Here is a 21754-nt window from a genome sequence, read left to right as displayed (position 1 = left end):
GGCAACAGACTGGACTCTCATGGTGGACAGATGTTCAGACTCTGAGATTCCGTCATGGTGTTATCCGCCGGAGAATTGGGCGGTGGACGGACTTCCCGTTGAGGGGAGACCACTTCTAGGGATGTGCCTCGCCGTCGATGACGTCTCGAACGAGGTGGGCGAAATTGTAGGGAAGCGAATCCGTTACAGGGAGGAGACCGTCGAGGTGTTGGCTGGCGAGCCCCTGCGAGTGGCAGTGTACTGACTGCGGTTTCCTCACATGTGTCGATTACAGCGTGTACCTCCAGGAACGAGCCGTATTGAGGGCGAGCCCTGAAAGAGTCAGGGCAGGGGACGACAACCGGTCCCCGGCGGTGCCCGTGCCGGTAGTCGCGAACACGGCGCCCGTCCGCAGCCTCTGACGAACGGACGCCACGCCCTTGACTTCGGCGGCGGGACACGGCCCCACACGTCGGTAACCGCCAGGCACCGCACACGTCGGTAACCGCCAGGCACCGCGTAGCCAGGACCCGCGCCCGGGACCGCTCAGGCACACGTGTGCCCTGCCGCGCGGCAGCGTCCGCCCGAACTGCGGGCGCCGTGCCCGGCCCCGTAGGCGTTTGTGCTCCGGACGCCATCCGGCAGTACGGCCCCCGGTGCGGGCCGCTGCCCCGGAGGACCTGGTCGTCTGCCTATTCTCGGGGCATGAAGGTGACGCCGTGGCTCCGTGCGATCGCGGGCACTGCGCGGTCCGGACTGAGTGTGGAGCGCAGCTCGCTGACGCCGTATATCGCGATTCGCGGCGCGTGCGGGGTGGCCGTCGTCGTCGGGCTGCTGCTCGTCTTCGGTGACCCGAAGCTCGCCGTCTCCTCCGCCTTCGGGGCCTTTGCCTCCGGGGTGGCGACGTTCCAGCGCAGTTGGCGGCCGCGGCCGATCCTCGCGCTCTCGGCCGCCGGGGGGCTCGCCGTCTCGACGTTCCTCGGGTATCTGCTCGTCGGGTACCCGGAGGCGTTCGTCCTGCTCGTCGCCGTCTGGGCGTTCGGCGCGGGGATGGCGTGGGCCGCGGGGCCGACGGCGGGTGTCGTCGCCGCGCTCACCGTCGGCGTGATGCTGGTGGCGGTCACCCTGCCGACGAGCGTCATGGGGGCGCTCTTCCATGCTGCGCTGATCGCGATGGGCGGTGTGGTGCAGGCGCTGCTGATCGTCCTCTTTCCGCTGCGGCCGTGGGCCGAGCGCCGCGACGCGCTCGCCGACGCGCTCGCCGGCGTCGCCGACTACGCCCGCAGGCTCCGCCACGACCCCATCGCCCCCTTCGACCCCGAACCCCTCATCGAGGCACGCAACGCCGCAGCCGTGACGGCCCGGCAGGCCCGCCGCCGCCCACGCCAACTCCACGGCTACCGGGCGCTCGCCGAGCGCTTCCGCCCCGTCCTCGCCTCCCTCGCCGACCCGGTCGTTGGCGGCGTACCCGACGAGGGCCCGGAGCGCGACCGGGTGCGCGAACTCCTCAGCGCCGCCGCCACCGTCCTCGACGCCACGGCCCGCGCCATCCGCCGCAGCGAACGCATCCGTGTCCCCGCCGAAGCGCTCCAAGTGCTGCGCACGCCCGAGGACGACGAGGTGCTCACGGGTCCCGCCGAGCGCGCCGCGATACGGCTCGCCGCGCTCACCGACGACGCGGTCGAGGCGGCGCAGGAGCCGGTCGAGGTGACGCGCCCCGCGCTGCTGCCGCGGGTCACCTGGTACACGGCGCCCGAGGGCCCCGGACCGCGCGACGCCGAAACGCCCGAGCCGCGCGAGGGGGGCCGCCTGGAGGACGAGTGGCGCAACTACGCGGCCGACGAGTCCGCCGAACTCCCGGCCGTCGGGGGCCGAAGAGAGGAGCAGAGCGCGCGGGAGCGCCACCTGCCGCGGACGTCGATCGGCGGCAGAATCCCGGTCGTCGCGCGGACGATCAGGCGCGAGCTGAACTTCTCGTCCCAGATCTTCCGGCACGCGCTGCGCGTCTCCGGGGTCGCCTCCGCCGGCTACCTGATCGGCGCCGCGCTCCCGCCCGTCCACGGCTACTGGGCGCCGCTCACCGCGGTGATGGTGCTCCGCCCCGACTTCTCGCGTACGTACGAGCGGGGGTTCGGACGGTTCATCGGCACCCTCGTCGGCGTCGGCCTCGCGGGGACGATCACGGCGCTCCTCAACCCCGGTCCTTACGCCTGCGCGGGGCTCGCGGTCCTCTTCGTCGCGGGCATGTACCTGCTGATGCACACGGGGTACGCCCTCTCCCAGGCGTGCGTGAGCGCCTACGTCGTCTTCCTGCTCGGGATCGCCGGCAACGAGTGGTCGCAGACCGTCTCCGAGCGGGTCCTGCTCACGGCCTTCGGCGGGGTGCTGGCGATGCTGAGCTATGCGTTCTTCCCCGCGTGGGAGACGCCGCACCTCCGCGACCGCCTCGCCGACTGGCTTGCCGCGACGGGAAGTTACGCGTGCGCCGTCTTCGACGCGCTCGCGTACCCGACGGAGCGCCGGCCCCGTCAGGTGCGCGACAGCCTCCTCGACGCGCGGTCCGCGCGCCAGGAGTGGGAGCAGACCGTTGCGCGCGCGGAGGCCGAACCCGTGCGCGACCGCGGCAGGATCTCGCAGCGCTCCGCGACGCAGGCGCAGTCCGCGCTCGTGACCTGGGGGCGTGCGGTGATGCTGCTGGAGGCGCACGTACCGGCGGAGGGGCGCTCGACGACGTCGGGGCGGGCGGCCGAGGACGCCCAGGGGCCGGTCGCCAAGTCGGCCGAGGGGACGGTACGGAAGCCGTCGAAGCCCTCGGAGGAGGGCGCCGCCGGGTTCACCGCGGTGCTGCGTCCGGCGGTGGAGGCCGCGGCGCAGGCGGTGCGGGAGAGCGAACCGCTCGACTGGAGCGCGGTGCACACGGAGCTGGCGTCCTGGGAGGCGCGCGAGTCCCACCCGCACTCCGTGGCGCTGCGCACCGCGCAGCTCGTCGTCGAGGGGCTCGACGACCTCGCGGACGCGGTGCAGCCGCGGGGCACCTGACGCGTCAGCCCTCGGGGTGCCGCCCGTTCTCCCGCTCGGCGCGGCGCTTCGCCTCGGCGGCGCGGCGTGCGGCCTCGGCCGGGCGGAGGGCGGCGTCCTCGGGCTGGTCCAGGTCGGGGATGCGATCGCGGTCCTCGTCGCGCGTCTCCGCCTCCCACAGGCTCTTGTACTTGGTGTTGCGGAACTTCAGCAGCACCGAGGCGGTGATCGCCGCGACGAGCGAGGCGATCAGCACCGCCGCCTTGACGTGCTCCGTCGTCGCGTCGTCGGTGAAGGCGAGTTCGGTGACGAGGAGCGAGACGGTGAACCCGATGCCGCCGAGCATGGCGACGCCGAGCAGGTCCCACCAGGAGAGGTCGCTGCTGAGCTGCGCCCTGGTGAACCGCGCCGCGAGCCAGGTGCCGCCGAAGATCCCGACGATCTTGCCGGCGAAGAGGCCGAGCATCACGCCGAGCGACTCGGGCTGTCGGAAGACCTCGGAAAGCGCCGCCCCCGAGACGCTGACGCCGGCGGAGAAGAGCGCGAAGACGGGGACGGCGAGCCCGGCCGAGAGCGGGCGTACGCGGTGCTCGATGCGCTCGGCAGGGGCCGTGCGCTCGCCGAGCCACGCCGCTTCCGCCTCGTCGCCGTGCGCGTCCTTCGCCGCGGGCTTCGCGATCAGCAGCATGCCCATCGCCACGCCCGAGATCGTCGCGTGGACGCCGCTGTTGTACATCAGCCCCCAGATGACGAGGCCCAGCGGGACGTAGACGTACCAGCCGCGTACCCGCAGGTTGGCGTGGAGGACGCGGAAGAGGACCAGCCCCGCGAGCGCGCCCGCGAGCGCGAGGAAGTTGAGGCTGGAGGTGTAGAAGACGGCGATGACGAGGATCGCGCCGAGGTCGTCGACGATCGCGAGGGTGAGCAGGAAGGCGCGGATGCCGGACGGGAGGTGGGTCCCGATGACGGCGAGGACGCCGAGCGCGAAGGCGATGTCGGTCGCCATCGGCACCGCCCAGCCGTGGAGTTGGCCGCCGGAGGACGCGTTGACGGCGAAGTAGAAGAGCGCGGGGACGATCATGCCGCAGGCGGCCGCGACGATCGGCAGCGCGGCGGCGGCAGGACGGCTCAGCTCGCCGCCGGTCAGCTCGCGCTTCAGCTCGATGCCGGCGACGAAGAAGAAGATCGTCAGCAGCCCGTCGGAGGCCCAGTGCTCGACGGAGAGGTCGAGGCCGAGCGCGTCGATGCCGAAGTGGAAGCTCCGGATGTCCTCGTACGCCTCGCTCAGCGGGGTGTTGGCCCACACGACGGCGACGAGGGCCGCGACGAGGAGCACCACGCCGCTGATCGTCTCGGTGCGGAGGGCGTCAGTGAGGAGTCTGCGCTCTCTCGCCGGAGGGCGCCGGAAGAGCTCGGGCGTCTGGTGTTCGGGCGTGGTCATCTGCTGGCTCCGGGGTGGTGCTGGACAGGGGGCGCTTCACCGCCGACCAGTCTTCCCGGCACACCTAGTCGTGCTCAGCAGGCACGGACACCTCCACCGTAACCACACGCGTGCAGCCTCCCGCAATGAGGTCACCGCGCTGACCGGCGACTACGGGATCGGGCGCGGTTTCCGGAGCGGTCCCGCGGGGCGGCGCGGGGGCCTATGCTGCCGGGGTCGGACCCGGCGTCGGCGCCGGAGCGGGGGCAGGGAGCGAGGTCGGTGGAGAGGTGAAGCGCGGCGCGATATCCGAGGAGTACCTCGGGACGTACGCGGACGTCCTCGCTGAGGTGAGCGACACGGGGCGGCTGTTGCACCGTCCCGAACTCGACTCCTTCCGCGACCTCGGCGAGCGCGCCGCCGAGGAGGGGCACAGCATGCGGCAGCTCGTCGGCCTCTACCTCGCGGAGACCCGCAGGATCTGGGGGACGCTCCCCGGCGTCGCCAGGGTGGCGGGCGCGAGCGAGCGCGGACGCATGGGGGACGCGGTGCTCGGCGCCGTCGAGGCCGCGGTGTCGGCCGTGGGCGAGGGGCACGAGCGGGCGCAGCGGATGGCCGTGCGCCAAGAGGAGGCGGCGCGGCGGGAGTTCGTCGACGACCTGCTCCACGGGCGCAGCAACCTCGGCAAGCTCGCCGAGCGCGCTCAGCGGTTCGGACTCCACCTCGCGGACCGGCACGCGGTCGCCGTCGTCGAGGGCGTCGAGAAGTACGAGGACGCCAACCCGGTGGTGCGCCGGATCGAGCGGGAGCTCTTCGGGCGCTTCGAGGAGCGGGACGTGCTCCTCACCACCAAGGACGGGCGGCTCGTCTGCGTCGTCGGCTCCAGCAACGCGGCGGTCCTGGAGGCGTTCGCGGAGCTGGCGGAGCGGCCGGGCCCCCGGTACCGGGCGGCGCGGCGGGTGGCGATCGGGCGGGAGCACGTCGGCGCCAGCGGGGTGGTGCGCAGCTACGAAGAGGCGGTGGGGGCGCTGGACCTCGCGGAGCACCTCGTGCTGGAGCAGGTGCGGCTGAGCGCGGCCGAACTCCTCGTTTTCCCCGTTCTGTTGCGGGACAGGGCCGCCATCGCCGACCTCGTACGCACCGTCCTCGGCCCGCTCACCCAGGCGCGCGGGGGAGCGGAGCCGCTGCTGGGGACTGTGCTGGAGTGCTCGGCCGCCGGGTACGTCAACGCGGCGGCGGCGCGGCGGCTGGGGGTGAGCGTGCGGACGCTCTCGTACCGCCTGGAGCGCATCAAGTCCCTTACGGGGTACGACCCTTCGAACTCGCTCCACCGCTACACGCTGGAGACCGCGGCCATGGGCGCGCGGCTCCTCGGCTGGCCCGACACGGAGCTGTGAGGCGCCCCCGTACGAACTACCGTGCGTCGCATGGGGGTTGAGCCGACCGCGCCAACGGCACAGGACTGTGACACGCGGAAGGTCGCTCGGTGACGCTCCGTCGGCAGGATGTCCCCCGTGTTACAGCGGTGTTTCGCGCGGAGCCGGACGTAAAAAAGCCATAAAGATTGCCGGGATCTGGCAATGTGCGAAGGCGACGCTCCGCGCCACAATGGATGCACACCGCAACCGGGGACGGGGGAGAGGGCGTTGGGAGACTTCATCTCGATCGGGTTGGCGTTTCCGACCGTCCTGTTCGGTTTTCCGCTGGTTGTGGTCGTGGCCTACTGGCTGCTCGTCCTGGTGGGCCTGGCCGGGGTCGATGCCCCCGACGGGGGTGGGGGCATCGACTCCGGCTCCTCGGCCACGGGCTCCCAAGGGGGCCTTGCCGGGCTCGGGTTGGGCGGCGTGCCGCTCGTCGTCGTGCTCTCGCTGCTCACCGTTGTTGCCTGGTTCGTGTCGCTCGCGGGTTCGGTGTATGCGCCATCCGGTCTTCCCTGGTCGGCGCTGGTGCTCCTCGGCGCGCTCCTCGTGGCGTGGATCGTCACGCGGGGTTGCTGCCGGGTGCTGCGTCCCTTCTTCCGCACCGAACGCCTCGTGAGCCACCAGGACTTCGTCGGCCGGGTGTGCACGGTGCGCACCGGCCGCGTCGACGCCTCCTTCGGGCAGGCCGAGGTCGTGGCGGCCGACGCGTCGACGGCGCTCGTGCAGGTCCGCTGCACCGAGCCGGATGCCGCACTCCGCGCGGGCAGCACGGCCTTGATCTTCGACTACGACGCGGAGGGCTCCTTCTTCCGCGTCACGCCGTACGACGGCGCGCTCGACCCGTACCAACCGCCCCGCTGACCAGGGCCGTTCGCGCCGCGCGCCGCCGCGCCGACGTGACGCGACCGGCCCAGACGCGGCGGGCGGCAGTCCGCAGCCCACCGACCCGGCGCCCCCACCCGGGCCGAGAACCGCACCCGGAAACGCAGGGGGACGGCGAACCCGTCCCCGGAATCCACAGGGGAACTGATCTGCATGAACGCCATATCCCTCGGCCTCGGTGTACTCCTCGCCGTCGGCCTGCTCCTCCTCATCGTCGCCTTCTTCGCCATCAGCCGACTCTTCCGCAAAGTGCCGCAGGGGAAGGTGCTGATCGTCTCGAAGATGCGGAAGGTCGACGTCACCTTCACCGGGCAGGTGGTGCTGCCCGTGCTGCACCGGGCCGAGATGATGGACATCTCGGTGAAGTCGATGGAGATCCACCGCACCGGCCGTGAGGGCCTCATCTGCAAGGACAACATCCGCGCCGACATCCGGATCTCGTTCTTCGTCCGCGTCAACAAGACGGTGGAGGACGTCGTGAAGGTGGCGCAGGCGATCGGCACCGAGCGCGCGAGTGATCGGGAGACCCTCCAGGAACTCTTCAACGCGAAGTTCTCCGAGGCGCTCAAGACCGTCGGCAAGCAGCTCGACTTCTCCGACCTCTACACCAAGCGCGACGAGTTCCGGGACCGCATCATCGCCGTGATCGGCACCGACCTCAACGGCTACAGCCTGGAGGACGCCGCCATCGACTACCTGGAGCAGACTCCGCTCCAGCAGCTCGACACGCACAACATCCTCGACGCCCAGGGCATCCGCAAGATCACCGAACTCACCGCCGAACAGCACGTGCGCACCAACGAGTTCCAGCGGCAGGAGGAGAAGGAGATCACGCGGCAGAACGTGGACGCCCGCGAGGCCGTGCTGGAGTTGGAGCGCCGCCAGGCGGACGCCGAGATCAAACAGCGCCGCGAGGTCGAGACCGTCCGCGCGAAGGAGGAGGCCGAGACCGCCCGGGTGCAGGCCGAGGAGCGGATGCGTGCACAGACGGCGCACATCAAGACCGAGGAGACGCTCGGCATCCAGAACGAGAACCGCGAGCGGGAGGTCGCCGTCGCGCAGCTCAACAGGGAGCGCGTGGTGGCGATCGAGAACGAGCGGATCGAGAAGGACAGGCTCCTCGAGGTGATCGCCCGCGACCGCGAGACCGAGCTGCGGAAGATCGCGGCCGACAAGGAGGTCGAGGCGGAGAAGCGCGACATCGCCGACGTCGTCCGCGAGCGGATCGCGGTGGAGAAGACCGTCGCGCAGCAGGAGGAGGAGATCAAGAAGCTGCGCACCGTCGAGGAGGCGGAGCGCGAGCGCCAGGCCCTCATCATCCAGGCCGAGGCGGAGGCCCAGGAGCGCCTCGTGAAGGACATCAAGGCGGCCGAGGCCGCCGAGCAGGCGGCGGAGCACCGCGCCGCCGAGGAGCTCACCCTCGCCGAGGCCAGGCGCAAGCAGGCCGACCTCGACGCGCAGTCCGCGATCCGGCTCGCCGAGGGCAAGCGCGCCGAGTCCGCGGCGGAGGGGCTCGCCGAGGCCGAGGTGCAGGAGCGGATGGCCGACGCGGTGGAGCGCAACCGCGCGGTCGAGGCGGACGCCGCCAAGGCGATGGGCCTCGCGGAGGCGACGGCCGAGAAGGAGCGCGGCCTCGCAGCGGCCGAAGCGCTCCGCCAGCGGATGCGGGCAGAGGCCGAGGGGATCAACGAGAAGGCGTCGGCGATGGCGGCGCTCGACGAGGCGAGCAGGGAGCACGAGGAGTACCGGCTGCGCCTGGAGGCGGAGAAGGACGTGCGGATCGCCGGCATCGACGTCCACCGGCAGGTCGCGGAGGCGCAGGCGTCCGTGGTCTCCGAGGGGCTCAAGAACGCCAAGATCGACATCGTGGGCGGCGAGTCCGTCTTCTTCGACCGCCTCGTCGGGGCGATCTCCGCGGGCAAGAGCGCGGACGCCTTCGTCGACCGCAGCGAGTCCGTGCAGGCGATGGCGGCCCCGTGGCTCGACAAGGAGGACTCCACCTTCACCCGCGACCTCGGGGCCGTCCTCGGCGGCCTCGGCACGCAGGGCGTACGCGACCTCACCCTCACCGGACTGCTCGGCAAGCTCATCGCCGAGGAGGGCCCGCACACCTCCCAACTCCGGGCGCTGCTCGACTCGGTGAGCGGCACCCCGGCGGCCGACCTGCCGCTCTCCGCCCTCGCAGGCGGCACGGGAGCGGTCAACGGGGCGAAGGCCGCGGTCTGACGGGCACGGGCCGCCCGGCGGGCGGCCCGATCCGCCCCGGGGCGGAGGAGAGAGGGCGCAGAGGAGATGGGGAGACGAGCGATGACCGAGGCACACGCACCCGAGCCGGCGCACGCAGCGGACGAGCCCGCGGGCGGGGCTCCGGGCGACGAGGCACACGGAGCCATGGACGCCGGCACCTTCGGCGTCCTCCGCGACCGCATCGCCAAGGCGGCCGCCGAACTCTCCGCACGTGCAGGGCGGTTGAACGCCCGCCGCACAAAGGAGTTCGGCGCCGCCGGGCTCGAACTCCTCCGCGCCGAGCAGCTACGCACCGCGGCCGACACCGCCGCGTGCGACGTCGTCCACGTCGGCGGCGCCCTCCTCCTCGGCCACCACGCGACGGCCCCGGCCGACCGCGAGGCCGAACCCGCCGACGTCTTCGCGCTCTTCGCGCTCGACGCGGGCCGCCTCGCCCCCGCGGCCGAGTCCGCTGTCCCCGGACTCCTCGACGACGCGCGGTTCCGCAGGGACTTCGCCGAACTCCACCGCTACTACCGCTCCGCGCGGTTCACCCGCTTCGACACGGCGGGCCCCCTCCTCCTCGCCGTCTTCCGCACCGGCGACCGCGACGGCGACGTACGCGCGCTGCGCTGGCGGATCTCGCCAGACGGCACCCCGGCGTACGTCGACGCCAAGGGCGAGCGCGAGCTGCGCGCCCCCGAGCCGTACGAGTTCACGTGGCAGGAGGCCGGCCGCGAGGATCACGTGCCGGGACGCTACCCGCTCGTCTCGCTCGCCGGACGCCTCCACGTCGGCATCGCGGAGGGCGCGCTCACCGTCAAGTCGACCGCGGACACCGAGGTTTCGGAAGGGCTCCACCGCGAACCCGTCGACGAGCCGCTCCAGTCGCTCGCCGACGCGCGGATCGCGCACGCCGCCGTCGGCCCGCTGACGCTGCTGCGGGTGCGCCCGTACAACGAGGACGCCTACCGCTACCTGGTCCACAACGAGCGCACCGGCGAGGTCGTGCGGCTCGACGGCATCGGCGCGGGCTGCCGGCTGCTCCCCGAGGAGCAGGGCATCGTCTTCGCCGGCGGCTACTACCTCGCCAACGCGCCCGCAGGCTCGGCCGCGCGCACCTTCGACACCGGGCCCGAACCGGCCGAGGGCGATGCGCTCGGCTGGCACGCCACCGTCCGCTCGCCCAACGGCGAGGACGTCCTCTACGTCTTCCGCACCGCCGGAGGCCGCACCCTGCTGCTGCCGTACAACCTCATCCGCGAGGAGGTCGCGGCGCCGCTCCCCGCCGACGGGCACGCGCTCTTCCCCGACGGCACCCTGGTCCTGCTCCGTTCCGCCGACAGCGGCCCGACGCGGGTGCACCCCGTCCAACTATGGCGGACGCCGTACACCAGCGCCATGCATGCCGCGGCGCAGCCCGCCGGGGACGGGCCGCTCGCACGGGTGGGCAACGCGGAGCTGGTGCGCGGGATCTCCGACGCGTACGCGGTGGTGCGCCTCGCCGACGGCATGGAGCCGAACGCCGCCGTCTTCCGCGCCGTCACCGCCGCCTGCACCCGACTCGCCGACCAGCACCCGTGGTTGGGGACGGAGGGCCTGGAGCGGCTCGACGAACCGCTCGGCACCCTGCGCGGCACGGCGGAGCAGGCGATCGACGAGGTGCGCCGGGTCGAGGAACTGCGGGCGCAGGCCGAGGACGCGCTCGACGAGGCGGCGCGGGAGGCGACCGCACTCGTCCGCAGGGCGCGCGGCGAGGTGCCGGGCGGCGCGGCGGGCTGGGTCGCGCTCCTCACCGCACTCCGCAGGGCCAGGGGCCGCGTCGCCGCGCTCGGCGACCTGCGGTACGTCGACACCGGGCGGCTCGGGGAGCTGGACGAAGAGCTCGCCGAGGCACTCGACGCCACGGGCCGCAGGGCAGTGGACCGGCTCGCCGCGCCGGGCGCCTTCGACGAAACGCACCGCGAGATCGGGGAGTTGGAGTCGCATGCCGCGGCCGTCGCGACCGTCGCGGAGACGGCGCCGCTCGCCGAGGAGATCGACCGGCACGCGGAGAGCCTCACGGCGGTCACCGACGTCGTCGGCGGTCTCGAGGTCTCCGACGCGACGCAGCGCACCGCGCTGCTCGCCGCCGCCGGGGAGGTGACGGGCGCCGTCAACCGCGCACGCGCCGTACTGGAGCGCAGGCGGGGCGAGTTGCGCGAGAGCGAGGGACGCGCGGAGTTCGAGGCGGAGTTCGCGCTCCTCGGCCAGGCCGTCGCGGGAGGGCTCGCCGCCGCCGGGACGCCCGAGGAGTGCGACGAGCAACTCGGGCGCCTCATGGTGCAGTTGGAGAACCTGGAGTCCCGTTTCGGCGCGCTCGACGCCGACGGGGGTACGGGCGGCTTCCTGGCGCGGCTCGCGACCCAGCGCGAGGAGATCCACGAAACCTTCTCCGCACGCAAGCAGGCCCGCATCGACGCCCGCGCACGGTACGCCGAGCGCCTCGCGGCTTCGGCGGAGCGGGTGCTCGCCACCGTCGCGCGCCGCTCCTCCTCGCTCACGACCCCCGACGAGGTGCACGCCTACTTCGGCTCCGACCCGCTCGTCGCCAAAGTGCGCACTACGGCGGCAGAGCTGCGCGAGCTCGGGGAGCAGGTGCGCGCCGACGAGCTGGAAGGCCGGCTGAAGGCCGCGCAGCAGGAGGCGGCACGGGCGCTGCGGGACCGCGCCGACCTCTACGACGCGGAGGGCACCGTACGCCTCGGCCGCCACCGCTTCAGCGTCAACTCCCAACCCGTCGAGCTGACCCTCGTCCCGCAGGACGGCGCACTCGTCTTCGCCGTCACCGGCACCGACTACCGCGCTCCCGTGCACGACGAAGAGTTCGCGGCGACGCGGGCGTTCTGGGACCAGCCGCTGGCGTCCGAGTCGCCCGAGGTCTACCGCGCCGAGCACCTCGCCGCGACGATCCTGGAGCGCGCGGCAGCGGGTCGTGGCCTCGACGCACTGCACGAAGCCGCGGCAGAGGACCGACTCCTCGCCGCCGTTCGGGAGTTCAGCGACGCCGCGTACGACGAGGGGTACGACAGGGGCGTCCACGACCGGGACGCCGCGCGCCTCCTCGACGTCCTGCTCCGCCTGCACAAGGGCGCGGGGCTGCTGCGGTTCCGGCCCGACGTGCGCGCTGCGGCCCAACTCTTCTGGGGCTACGGGGCGCAGGAGACGGCCCGGCGCGAGTGGACCACGCGTGCCGCCTCGCTGGCGCGGGCCCGCAGCGCGTTCGGACCGGTGCCGGCGGCGGCCGACCTCGCGGCCGAACTGGACGGCGCGGCAGGCGAGTTCCTCCGGCCGCTCACCGCGGAACTCGGCGAGCTGCCCGACGGCGACCTCGGCGGCTACCTCTTCGAGGAACTCGCCTCGGGCAGCCCCGGGTTCGTCACAGGCGCCCCCGCGCGGGCGCTGCTCGACGGGTTCAGGACCGCGCTCGGCGGCGAGGACTCGGCCGCGGCGAAGGAGTTCGGGGCCGATCTCGCCGCGCTCGACGGCGACCTGCGGGCCCGGCTCCAGCTCGCCTCGGCCTGGCTCCACTCGTACGCGCAGACCCGCGGCGGCGAGGCGCCCACCGGGGCCGAAATCCCCGGCGACCTGACGGAGGCGGCCGTACTCGCCCTCGACGGCGGCGCGTTGGAGTACCGCGACGTCCGGGCGCCGCTCCGCGAGCGCGTGCCCGAGCTGCTCGGCGCCCACCCGCGGCTCGACGGCGGCGCACTCGACGTGCGGCTCGACGAGTTCCTCGACCGCACGCGCACTTTCCGCACCCACCGCGTCCCCGCGCACCGCGCGTACACCAGGCGCCGCAACGCGCTCCTCGCCGCCGAGCGCAGGCGGCTCCACCTCGACGCGCACAAGCCGCGGGTGATGCCCACCTTCGTCCGCAACCGCCTGATCGACGAGGTCTACCTGCCGCTCATCGGCGACAACCTCGCCAAGCAGCTCGGCGCGGCGGGCGCGGAGCGGCGCACGGACAGCCAGGGCATGCTGCTCCTGCTCTCGCCTCCCGGCTACGGCAAGACGACACTCGTCGAGTACGTGGCAGCGCGCCTCGGACTCGTCCAAGTGACCATCGACGGACCCGCGTTGGGGCACCGCACCACCTCGCTCGATCCGGCCGCGGCGCCGGACAGCGCGGCCCGTCGCGAGGTGGAGAAGATCAACTTCGCCCTGGAGATGGGCAGCAACGTCCTCCTCTACCTCGACGACATCCAGCACACCTCGCCCGAGCTGCTCCAGAAGTTCATTCCGCTCTGCGACGCGCAGCGCCGCATCGACGGCGTCGCGGCCGACGGGACGCCGCGCAGCTTCGACCTGCGCGGCAAGCGCTTCGCCGTCTGCATGGCGGGGAACCCGTTCACCGAGTCGGGCAGCCGGTTCCGCGTCCCCGACATGCTCGCCAACCGCGCGGACGTCTGGAACCTCGGCGACGTCCTCTCCGGGCGCGAGGAGCTCTTCGCGCTCAGCCACGTCGAGAACGCGCTCACGGCCAACCCCACCCTCGCGCCGCTCGCCTCCCGCGACCGCGGCGACATCGACCTGCTGGTCCGCCTCGCCGCCGGGGACGGCTCCGCGGAACCGGACCGCCTCGTCCACCCGTACTCCGCAACGGAGTTGGAGCAGGTCCGGGCCGTTCTGCGCCACCTGCTCCGGGTGCGGCGCACGGTCCTCGCCGTCAACTCCGCGTACATCGCCTCGGCAGGCGTCGACCCGGCCGACCGGACCGAGCCGCCCTTCCTCCTCCAGGGCTCCTACCGCAACACCAACAAGCTCGCCGAGCGCCTCGTCCCCGTCATGAACGACGAGGAGTTGGAGGCCCTCGTCGACGACCACTACACCGCGGAGGCGCAGACCCTCACCACGGGTGCCGAGGCCAACCTCCTCAAACTCGCGGAGCTGCGCGGCAGGTTGGACGAGGAGGGCGCCGCGCGGTGGGAGCGGCTGAAGGCCGCGCACCTGCGGTGAGTCGGTGCGGCAGGACCGTCCCCCGGCACAAGCAGTCCGGAGGCGATCCACGGCGTTCCGGTCATGGTCCACGACGCAGAGGGGCCGCGCTCTCCCGCGCTCGACCTCATCGGCGACGCCATGCGCGCGCAGTGGGCCGTCGTGCCGGTCTAGCGCTTCAGCGACGCCGGCGTACCCGAGCGGCGGGGGGCACCTACCGGATGTGCGCCAGCCACCGTGTCGCCTTCGGCGACATCTGCCCGTACCCGGCGGTGAGTTCGGCGCCGCGCGACGTCGTCCGCGGGTGCGGTCCTGGGCGCCGGACGTGGTTCGGCGCCGAACCGGCCGAGCTGCGCGGGCGGTTGCATGGCCATGCGGCCGACCGACTTCTCCGCCCGGTCACTTGCGGGCGACGGTCACCGCGCAGAGCCCCGTCTCCTCCGTCCTGGTGCTGATCCCTTCCGGCGCGAACCCGGCCCGGGCCGCGTACGCCTCGACCGCCTCCGCCGTGCGGCACGCCATGCGCCACGGTGTGCCCTCGCGGTTGGGCAGCGTGTGCGAGGCGAGTTCGCGCTGGGGGTGCGAGGTCTGCGTCGTGAAGACCAACGCGCCGCCGGGGGCGAGGAGTTCGCGAAGGCGGGACATCGACTCGCGTACCGCCTCGTCGTCGAGGGTGAGTTCGTAGAGGCCGCAGACGACGACGAGGTCGGGCGCGCGCCGGTCGGCGAGCGGGCGCGGGGCGAAGGCGTCGCCCTCCTCCCAGTCGAGCGGGTGCTCCAGCAGGCGGCGGCGGGCCGCGAGCCTGCGGCCGTGCGCGAGGGCCGTCCGGGCGTTGTCGCGGCAGACGACGCGCAGCCTGCCGTCGGTGTCCTCCTCCAGGAGGTCGAGGAGGTAGCGGCCGGAGCCGGCGGCGACGTCGAGGAGGACGACCTCCTGCTGCTCCCACTCGGCGACGAGCTTCCGCAGCACCTCCTTGAGCAGCTCTTGCCGAGCGCGGACCGCGCGCCACGCGACGGCGTCGAGGAAGGCGCGGTCGAGGAGGCGCCCGATGCCGAACGAGCCGTGGGCCTCGTCCTCGTAGACGTAGTCGAGCAGCGGGCCGCTGTCGAAGCCGTACCGGTGGCCGAGCGCGATGCCCTGACTGCTGCGGCCCGCCGTGCGCATCAGCCCGCGCAGCACGATCCACTTCAGCCGTTCGGGGAGCGACTCCCGGGCGCGGCCCGGCTGTTGACGCCGGCCCTCGCCCGGGCGCCGCCCGGCACGCCCGGCCGGGGCGCCTCGGTCGGTCGCCCCGTCGTCGGTCGTCGTTCGGGATGTCGTCCGCTCTGCCACTCTCTGCCCCCGTACCGTGTGCCGCCGCCCTGCCGGGCGGCGCGGTGCCGTGCGCCGCTGCGCCTTTCGTAGGTAGGACGTTCCGCGTACCTGCATGGCTCCTGCCCTCTCCCGCCCGTCCGCGCACTCCGGGGGCGTCGCGGATCGGGGCGGGAAGTCCCCTTCCGTCGCACCGAGTTCGGGGCGGTCGCGCACGAGGGCGCGGTTCAGCCGTCCTGCGGAGGGGGCGGGTCGTCGAGGAGCGACACCCCGTACCGGGCCAGGAGATCTACGTGGTCGGCGTCGTGGCGTCCGTCCGCGGCGCCGACCGAGCGGAAGTAACCCTCCACGGCACCGGGGTTGTTGATAATGAGCACCTCGGCCGTCGACGTGAGCGGCTGGAAGGTGTGGGGCACGAACCGCGGCCCGAATATGTAGGCGCCGGCTTCCGCGTCGCGGACGTCGCACTCGGCGAGCGAGGTGGAGCCGACCCAGAACCGTACCCGCCCGGAGAGGACCACCCAGCTCTCGTCCTCCCTGCTGTGGGTGTGCAGCGGCGGCGCGTCCCCGCGGTGCATCGAGGCGCGCATGACGCTCGCCGCCCCGTTGGTCTCGCCCGTCCCTACGACCTGTTCGTTGGTGGTGCGGTAGTACTGGAAGGTCTCGCCGTCTCCCCGGTTCCGCACGAGGGCCATGCTCATCCGTGCTCCTCCCCGGCCGCGTGTGCCGGCCGGTAGTGATCGGAGCGACGGAGCCCGCCGTCCGGCGACTTCGAGCGGTTCGGGGCGCACGCTCCCGAACCGCCGTGCCGCACGCGGGACGTCGCAGTACTCGTGATCGTCGCATTGAGCAGGGGCTGTGCTCCAGAGGGCGTCGGGCGCGGGTGCGCTCCAATGGTGCACGTGTGCAGGGGAGTTGCGGGCCGGGTGCGCATCCGGCCGCGCACGAGAAGGAGCCGCGGCCCGTGTCCCCCGGGGGGAAGGGACACGGGCCGCGGCGGTCTGCCCGTCGGCGGGGTGCCGACGGCTACGGCGTGGGCTCAGCCGATCTGGAGCTTCTGGCCGGGGACGATCAGGTCCGCGTCGTCGCCGATGACGGACTTGTTCTCCTCGAAGACCTGCTTCCAGTCGGCGCCGTGCGCGTCGGCGATACCGGTGAGGGTGTCGCCCGACTCGACGGTGTAGTTGCCGGACTTGCTCTCCTGCTGGGGCTTCGGCTTCGGCGCCTGCTCCTGCTGCGGCGCCTGCTCCTGCTCGGGCGCCTGCTCCTGCTGGGACTGCTCCGAGCCGTCGCCTTCCGCGTTCACGTCGGGGGAGGGGCCGTCGGCGGTGAGGTTGCCGGCGCCTGCGCAGGACCATGCGCCGGGGCCTTGGATTGCGAGGAGCTTTTCGGCGGCGGCTATCTGCTGTTCCTTGGTGGCGAGGTCGGCGCGTTCGGCGTATTGGGTGCCGCCTGCTGCCGCCCAGCTTGACTGGGAGAACTGGAGGCCGCCGTAGTAGCCGTTGCCGGTGTTGATGGACCAGTCGCCGCCGGACTCGCACTGGGCGACCTTGTCCCAGGTGTCGACCGAAGCCGCCTGCGCGCCGGTCGAGGTGACGAGCGGAAGAGCGAGGGCGGCACCCGCGACCCCGGCCACTGCGGCGACGCGGACTGCCTTGGTGGAGCGCCGGTGGCGGCCCTTGCCGTGGAGCTGCATGTCTTTCTTCCTTAACCATCGAGGCTGTTCGCCGCGGGGATTGCGGCGAACCGGTCGAGCGGCAGCGACACTAAGCACACCGTTCGGGATGCACCAAAAACGCTCATCCGTGATCATTGCTGCTACTTGACATCGCACGACCACATCTGTGCAGGTAACGCCGGTTGTTGGGGCGTCCGCAGGTCGGGTGCAGTCGGGGGAGAGCGGAGAGAAGCGTCACATCACCCCAACCGCCCGAAATGCTCCTAAGGTTCAAAGCGGGCATGAGGTGCCATGGTGCTCCCCCGCGCCGTGCGCGAATCGCCCCCGCCCGCCTGTTTCTTGGCGGCGGCCCGGCCCTCGGTCTGGAGCGTCGGGGGCTCCGGAAATCCCGTTGCGCCGCCGCCTTCGTGTCGTAAGCTCGACCGCTCCGCCCGCCCCCACGCCGTCCCTGCGCCCGCACCGCGTCCGCAGGGCGATGGACCGACGAGCCGCGCCCGGTGGGCAAGCCCCGCCCCGCACGCCGTCGTTCGAGCCGTCTCCAGACACGAGCAGAGGGAACGCACCATGCCGTCCGAGCCCGAGAACACCCCCTTCCCGACTCCGGAGGCCACGCAGGCCGACAGCCACAGCGTCATCGAGGTACGCGGCGCGAGGGAGAACAACCTCGCCGGGATCTCCCTCGACATACCCAAGCGCCGACTCACCGTCTTCACCGGGGTCTCGGGCTCCGGGAAGTCCTCGCTCGTCTTCGGCACCATCGCCGCCGAGTCCCGCCGCCTCATCAACGAGACCTACACGGCCTTCCTCCAGTCGTTCATGCCGAGCACGGGGCGCCCCGACGTCGACGTCCTCAACAACCTGAGCGCCGCGATCATCGTCGACCAGGAGCGCATGGGCGCCAACTCCCGCTCCACCGTGGGCACCTTCACCGACGCCTACACGATGCTGCGGATCGTCTTCAGCCGCCTCTCCACCCCGTACGTCGGCACCTCGAGCGCCTTCAGCTTCAACGCCGCGGAAGGCATGTGCGCACGCTGCGAGGGGATGGGCGAGATCTCCGACGTCGACCTCGACGAACTGCTCGACGTCGAGCTGTCCCTCAACGAAGGGGCGGTGAAGGCGCCCGGCTTCCAGGTCGGCTCCTGGTACTGGCAGGTCCTCGCCCACTCGGGGCTCTACGACCCGGACAGGAAGCTCAAGGAGTACAGCGAGCAGGAGTGGTACGACCTCGTCCACAAGCCGCTCACCAAGATCAAGGTCGATGCGCCGGGCTCTCCCTCGAACGTCAGCTACGAGGGGCTCCTCGTCAAGGTCCGCCGCGTGTACCTCGCCAAGGACCGCGAGAAGATGCAGCCGCAGTTGCGCGCATTCGTCGACCGGGCCGTCGTCTACGCCGCCTGCCCCGAGTGCGGCGGCAGCCGGCTGAGCGAGGCGGCCCGCACCGCAACGGTCGCCGGGCGCACCATCGCCGAGTGCTCCGGCATGCAGCTCACCGACCTCGCCGACTTCCTCCGCGACATCGACGACCCCTCCGTCGCGCCCCTCCTCGCCAACCTCCGCGGCACCCTGGAGTCGCTCGTCGAGATCGGCCTCGGTTACCTCAGCCTCGATCGCCCGGCGGGGACGCTCTCCGGGGGCGAGGCACAGCGGGTGAAGATGGTGCGCCACCTCGGGTCGAGCCTCACGGACGTCACCTACGTCTTCGACGAGCCGACCGCGGGGCTCCACCCGCACGACATCGCGCGCATGATCGAACTCCTGCGGAGGCTCAGGGACAAGGGCAACACCGTCCTCGTCGTCGAACACAAGCCAGAGGTGATCGCCGCCGCCGACCACGTCGTCGACCTCGGCCCCGGCGCCGGCACCGACGGCGGCCGCCTCTGCTACGCGGGCGACGTCGAGGGGCTCCGTGCCTCCGAGACCCTCACGGGGAGGCACCTCGGCTACCGGGCGCGGCTCCGCACCGATGTCCGGCGCCCCACGGGGCAGTTGGAGATCCGCGGGGCACGGTTGCACAACCTCAAGGACGTCGACGTGGACGTACCGCTCGGTGTCCTCACGGTCGTCACCGGCGTCGCGGGCTCGGGGAAGTCCTCGCTGATCCACGGCTCGGTGGCCGGGCGCGAGGGCGTGGTCGTCGCGGACCAGTCGCCGATCAGGGGCTCCAGGAGGAGCAACCCGGCCACCTACACCGGTCTCCTCGCTCCGATCCGCACCGCCTTCGCCAAGGCCAACGGGGTGCCGGCGTCGCTCTTCAGCGCCAACTCCGAGGGCGCCTGCGGCAACTGCAACGGGCTCGGTCTCGTCTATACCGACCTGGCGATGATGGCGGGAGTCGCCACCGTCTGCGAGGAGTGCGAGGGGCGCAGGTTCACGCCAGAGGTCCTCACCTACACCCTGCGCGGGCGGAACATCTCGGAGGTGCTGGAGATGTCGGTCGGCGAGGCGGGCGCGTTCTTCACTTCGGGCCAGCCGCGCACTCTCCTGCGGCGCCTCGACGACGTCGGCCTCTCCTACCTCCGGCTCGGCCAGCCGCTCAACACCCTCTCGGGCGGGGAGCGGCAGCGTCTCAAGCTCGCCATCTCGATGGCGGAGGATTCCGCGACGTACGTGCTCGACGAGCCGACCACCGGACTTCACCTCGCCGACGTGGAGCAGCTCCTCGCCCTCCTCGACCGGCTGGTGGACGACGGGAACTCGGTGCTCGTCATCGAGCACCACCAGGCGGTGATGGCCCACGCCGACCACCTCATCGACCTCGGCCCGGGCGGTGGCCACGACGGCGGGCGCGTCCTCTTCACCGGACCGCCCGCGGAGCTCGTCGCGCACGGCGATTCGCCCACCGCGCGGCACCTGCGCGAGTACGCGGGCGGCCGACCGGCGTGAACCGGCGGCCGTACCGCCCGCGCGGGCGGTACGGCCGCCGGTTCACACCCGGTGCGCTCCCTGGGGCCAGACGATCGAGACCGGGACGTCGTAGGTGCGGGCGAAGTCGACGACGTCGGCTGTGGTGCCGGGGGTGCCGTCCCAGACGGCGAGGAGATGGTCGGCGAGGCCGAGCACGGCGCCGCTCGCCGCCGACCTGGCGTGGTCGTCGTCGATCGTCATGCCGGTGCGGTGCACGGCCCTTGCGCGGGCCACTAGGCGGTCGTAGGTGGTGCGGTGGACGTCGGAGAGGCCCTGCCGGAAGAGCTTCGCCGGCTCGACCGTCTCCAGCTCGGCGCCGTGTGCCACCACGGCTTCGGCGAACCACGCCTCGGGCCCCTCGGCGAGGCAGGAGACACCGACCAGCTCCTCCGCGTCGAACCGCTCCACCTCCGTCAACAGCGCCTCGCGCACCAGCAGTTCCGTCTGTTCGGGGAGGCCGTCTTGCCCCGTGATCCCCAGGTACATGCGGCCATCTTGGGCGTTCCCGGGGGCTCACGGCCACGGTTACCGCCGTTCACTGCCCGATCGGATTCCTCCCGCGTTGACGAGGTGCGCGCGATCACGCCTGCGGGGGATGGACGGAGGGACATCCTCCGCTCCCTCGTACGGCCGCGGAGTCACCCGCCGAGGCAGGAGCGTACCGCCGCCACCAGGCGGTTGGCGCGTGCGTCACCGTGCCCGACCATACGGTTGGCGACGTAGGCGAAGCCGACGCCGAACTCGTCGTCACCGAAGCCGAGTTGCCCACCCGCACCGTCGTTGCCGAAGCTGCGCGGCCCCAGCAGCGGCCGGAACGAGGAATCGAGCAGGAACCCGGAGCCCCAGCGCGCCCCGGCGTCGAAGCCCAGCCACCCTTCGCCCGAGGAGACCTCGCCCGTCGCGTCCGTCAACGTCGCCGGAGTGAGCAGGCGTTGCCGGTCGCCGATGCCGGTCGCCGCTGCCGCGTAGAGCCCGGCGAGGCCGTCGGCCGACGCCGTGGCGCCCGCCCCCGGCAGCTCCGTGCCGAGCAGCTCCGGGTCGTTCCAGCCGTGCGGTTCGTGCAGGCCGGGGAAGGCGAGGGCGCCGTTCATCGTCACGATACGGGTGAGCAGGTGCTCCGGGCCGGGCCCCGCCGGGCGGCCCTCGGCCTCGGCGAGCAGAGCCCGGGCCTCCTGCTCCTCGGCGGGCAGGCCGATCCAGGCCCGGAGCCCGAACGGCTCGCCCACGACGCGCCGGAAGTACGCGCCCGGGGTCAACCCCGTGATGCGGCGGACGACTTCGCCGATCAGGAAGCCGAAGACATGGCCGTGGTACTCGTACGCCGTGCCCGGCTCCCAGAGCGGCTCCTGCTCCTCGAGGGCGCGGACCACCGGTGTCCAGGCGGCGAGCTCCTCGAAGCCGAGCACCGCGTCGAGAGCGGGAAGTCCGGCCCGGTGACCGAGGACCATGCGGGAGGTGACGGCCTCCTTGCCGTGCCGGGCGAACTCGGGCCAGTACCGGGCGACGGGTGCGTCCAGGTCGAGGCGCCCCTCTTGGGCGAGGAGATGGGCGCACAGGCTCACCGCACCTTTGGCGCAGGAGAAGACTGGTACGGCGGTGTCCTGCTTCCACGGGCGCCCCGTCGCCTCGTCGGCGACGCCGCCCCACAGGTCGGCGACTCTGCGTCCGTCGACGTGGACGGCGGTTGCCGCGCCGAGTTCGGGGAAGTCGGCGAAGTTCCGTGCGAACGCGTCGGCGACGGCTCCGAAGCCCTCGTCCGCCCATCCGTGTTGCTCCATGGCGCCTTTCCCTCCCTCTCCCGGCTTCGCCGCCGAGCAGCGCACGCTACAGCGAGGAGCGGGGGTGCATCGAGTCAATTACCCGGTCTGCGGGAGGAGTTGGAGCCGTGGTGCCGCAGTGATCGGGTGCGCACCGCGAGCGCGGCGCAGGGCGTTG

General features: G+C 72.6%; 12 protein-coding genes. 6 read left to right on the top strand and 6 right to left on the bottom strand.

Going from position 1 to position 21754, the window contains the following annotated elements:
* The first annotated feature begins 684 nt into the window (after positions 1-684).
* Positions 685-3018 carry an FUSC family protein gene (locus F603_RS0123405; RefSeq protein ID WP_019548376.1) on the top strand — a complete coding sequence of 778 codons (2334 nt, stop codon included), beginning with the start codon at positions 685-687 and terminating at the stop codon, positions 3016-3018.
* A gap of 4 nt (positions 3019-3022) precedes the next feature.
* Here the strand turns inward: F603_RS0123405 and nhaA are convergent, their stop codons facing one another.
* Positions 3023-4438 carry a Na+/H+ antiporter NhaA gene (nhaA, locus tag F603_RS0123400; protein WP_019548375.1) on the bottom strand — a complete coding sequence of 472 codons (1416 nt, stop codon included), beginning with the start codon at positions 4436-4438 and terminating at the stop codon, positions 3023-3025.
* 269 nt (positions 4439-4707) lie between these two features.
* Between nhaA and F603_RS0123395 the strand changes: the two genes are divergently transcribed.
* The 4 genes from F603_RS0123395 to F603_RS0123380 all read left to right on the top strand — a co-directional run bounded on the left by F603_RS0123395 (position 4708) and on the right by F603_RS0123380 (position 13944).
* Complete coding sequence (locus tag F603_RS0123395) at positions 4708-5814, top strand: PucR family transcriptional regulator (RefSeq protein WP_019548374.1); 1107 nt, start codon at positions 4708-4710, stop codon at positions 5812-5814.
* A 249-nt stretch (positions 5815-6063) separates the two neighbouring features.
* On the top strand, positions 6064-6699 hold the full coding sequence (locus F603_RS0123390) for a DUF1449 family protein (protein ID WP_019548373.1): 636 nt from the start codon (positions 6064-6066) through the stop codon (positions 6697-6699).
* Between the two features lie 174 nt (positions 6700-6873).
* Entirely contained in the window at positions 6874-8946 is a 2073-nt protein-coding gene (locus F603_RS0123385; protein WP_019548372.1) for a flotillin family protein, read from the top strand.
* A gap of 81 nt (positions 8947-9027) precedes the next feature.
* Positions 9028-13944 (top strand): DNA repair ATPase, encoded by a 4917-nt coding sequence (locus F603_RS0123380; RefSeq protein WP_019548371.1) that lies wholly within the window; start codon positions 9028-9030, stop codon positions 13942-13944.
* A 378-nt stretch (positions 13945-14322) separates the two neighbouring features.
* On the opposite strand, the gene F603_RS0123370 is transcribed toward F603_RS0123380, so the two are convergent.
* The 3 genes from F603_RS0123370 to F603_RS0123360 form a co-directional block, all read right to left on the bottom strand.
* Complete coding sequence (locus tag F603_RS0123370; RefSeq protein ID WP_019548369.1) at positions 14323-15255, bottom strand: class I SAM-dependent methyltransferase family protein; 933 nt, start codon at positions 15253-15255, stop codon at positions 14323-14325.
* A 206-nt stretch (positions 15256-15461) separates the two neighbouring features.
* Positions 15462-15935, bottom strand: a complete 474-nt coding sequence (locus F603_RS0123365) for a cupin domain-containing protein (protein WP_019548368.1) — start codon at positions 15933-15935, stop codon at positions 15462-15464.
* Positions 15936-16273: 338 nt separating this feature from the next.
* On the bottom strand, positions 16274-16930 hold the full coding sequence (locus F603_RS0123360; protein ID WP_019548367.1) for a LysM peptidoglycan-binding domain-containing protein: 657 nt from the start codon (positions 16928-16930) through the stop codon (positions 16274-16276).
* Between the two features lie 546 nt (positions 16931-17476).
* On the opposite strand from F603_RS0123360, the gene F603_RS0123355 reads away from it, so the two are divergent.
* Positions 17477-19798: an ATP-binding cassette domain-containing protein gene (locus F603_RS0123355; protein ID WP_019548366.1), complete on the top strand. Its 2322-nt coding sequence runs from the start codon at positions 17477-17479 to the stop codon at positions 19796-19798.
* Positions 19799-19840: 42 nt separating this feature from the next.
* On the opposite strand, the gene F603_RS0123350 is transcribed toward F603_RS0123355, so the two are convergent.
* Positions 19841-20305, bottom strand: a complete 465-nt coding sequence (locus F603_RS0123350) for a hypothetical protein (RefSeq protein WP_019548365.1) — start codon at positions 20303-20305, stop codon at positions 19841-19843.
* Positions 20306-20457: 152 nt separating this feature from the next.
* Positions 20458-21597, bottom strand: a complete 1140-nt coding sequence (locus tag F603_RS0123345; protein ID WP_019548364.1) for a serine hydrolase domain-containing protein — start codon at positions 21595-21597, stop codon at positions 20458-20460.
* Between the last annotated feature and the right edge of the window lie 157 nt (positions 21598-21754).

Source organism: Streptomyces sulphureus DSM 40104, assembly GCF_000381025.1.
GTDB lineage: Bacteria > Actinomycetota > Actinomycetes > Streptomycetales > Streptomycetaceae > Streptomyces > Streptomyces sulphureus.
This window is presented reverse-complemented; position numbering and strand designations above follow the sequence as displayed.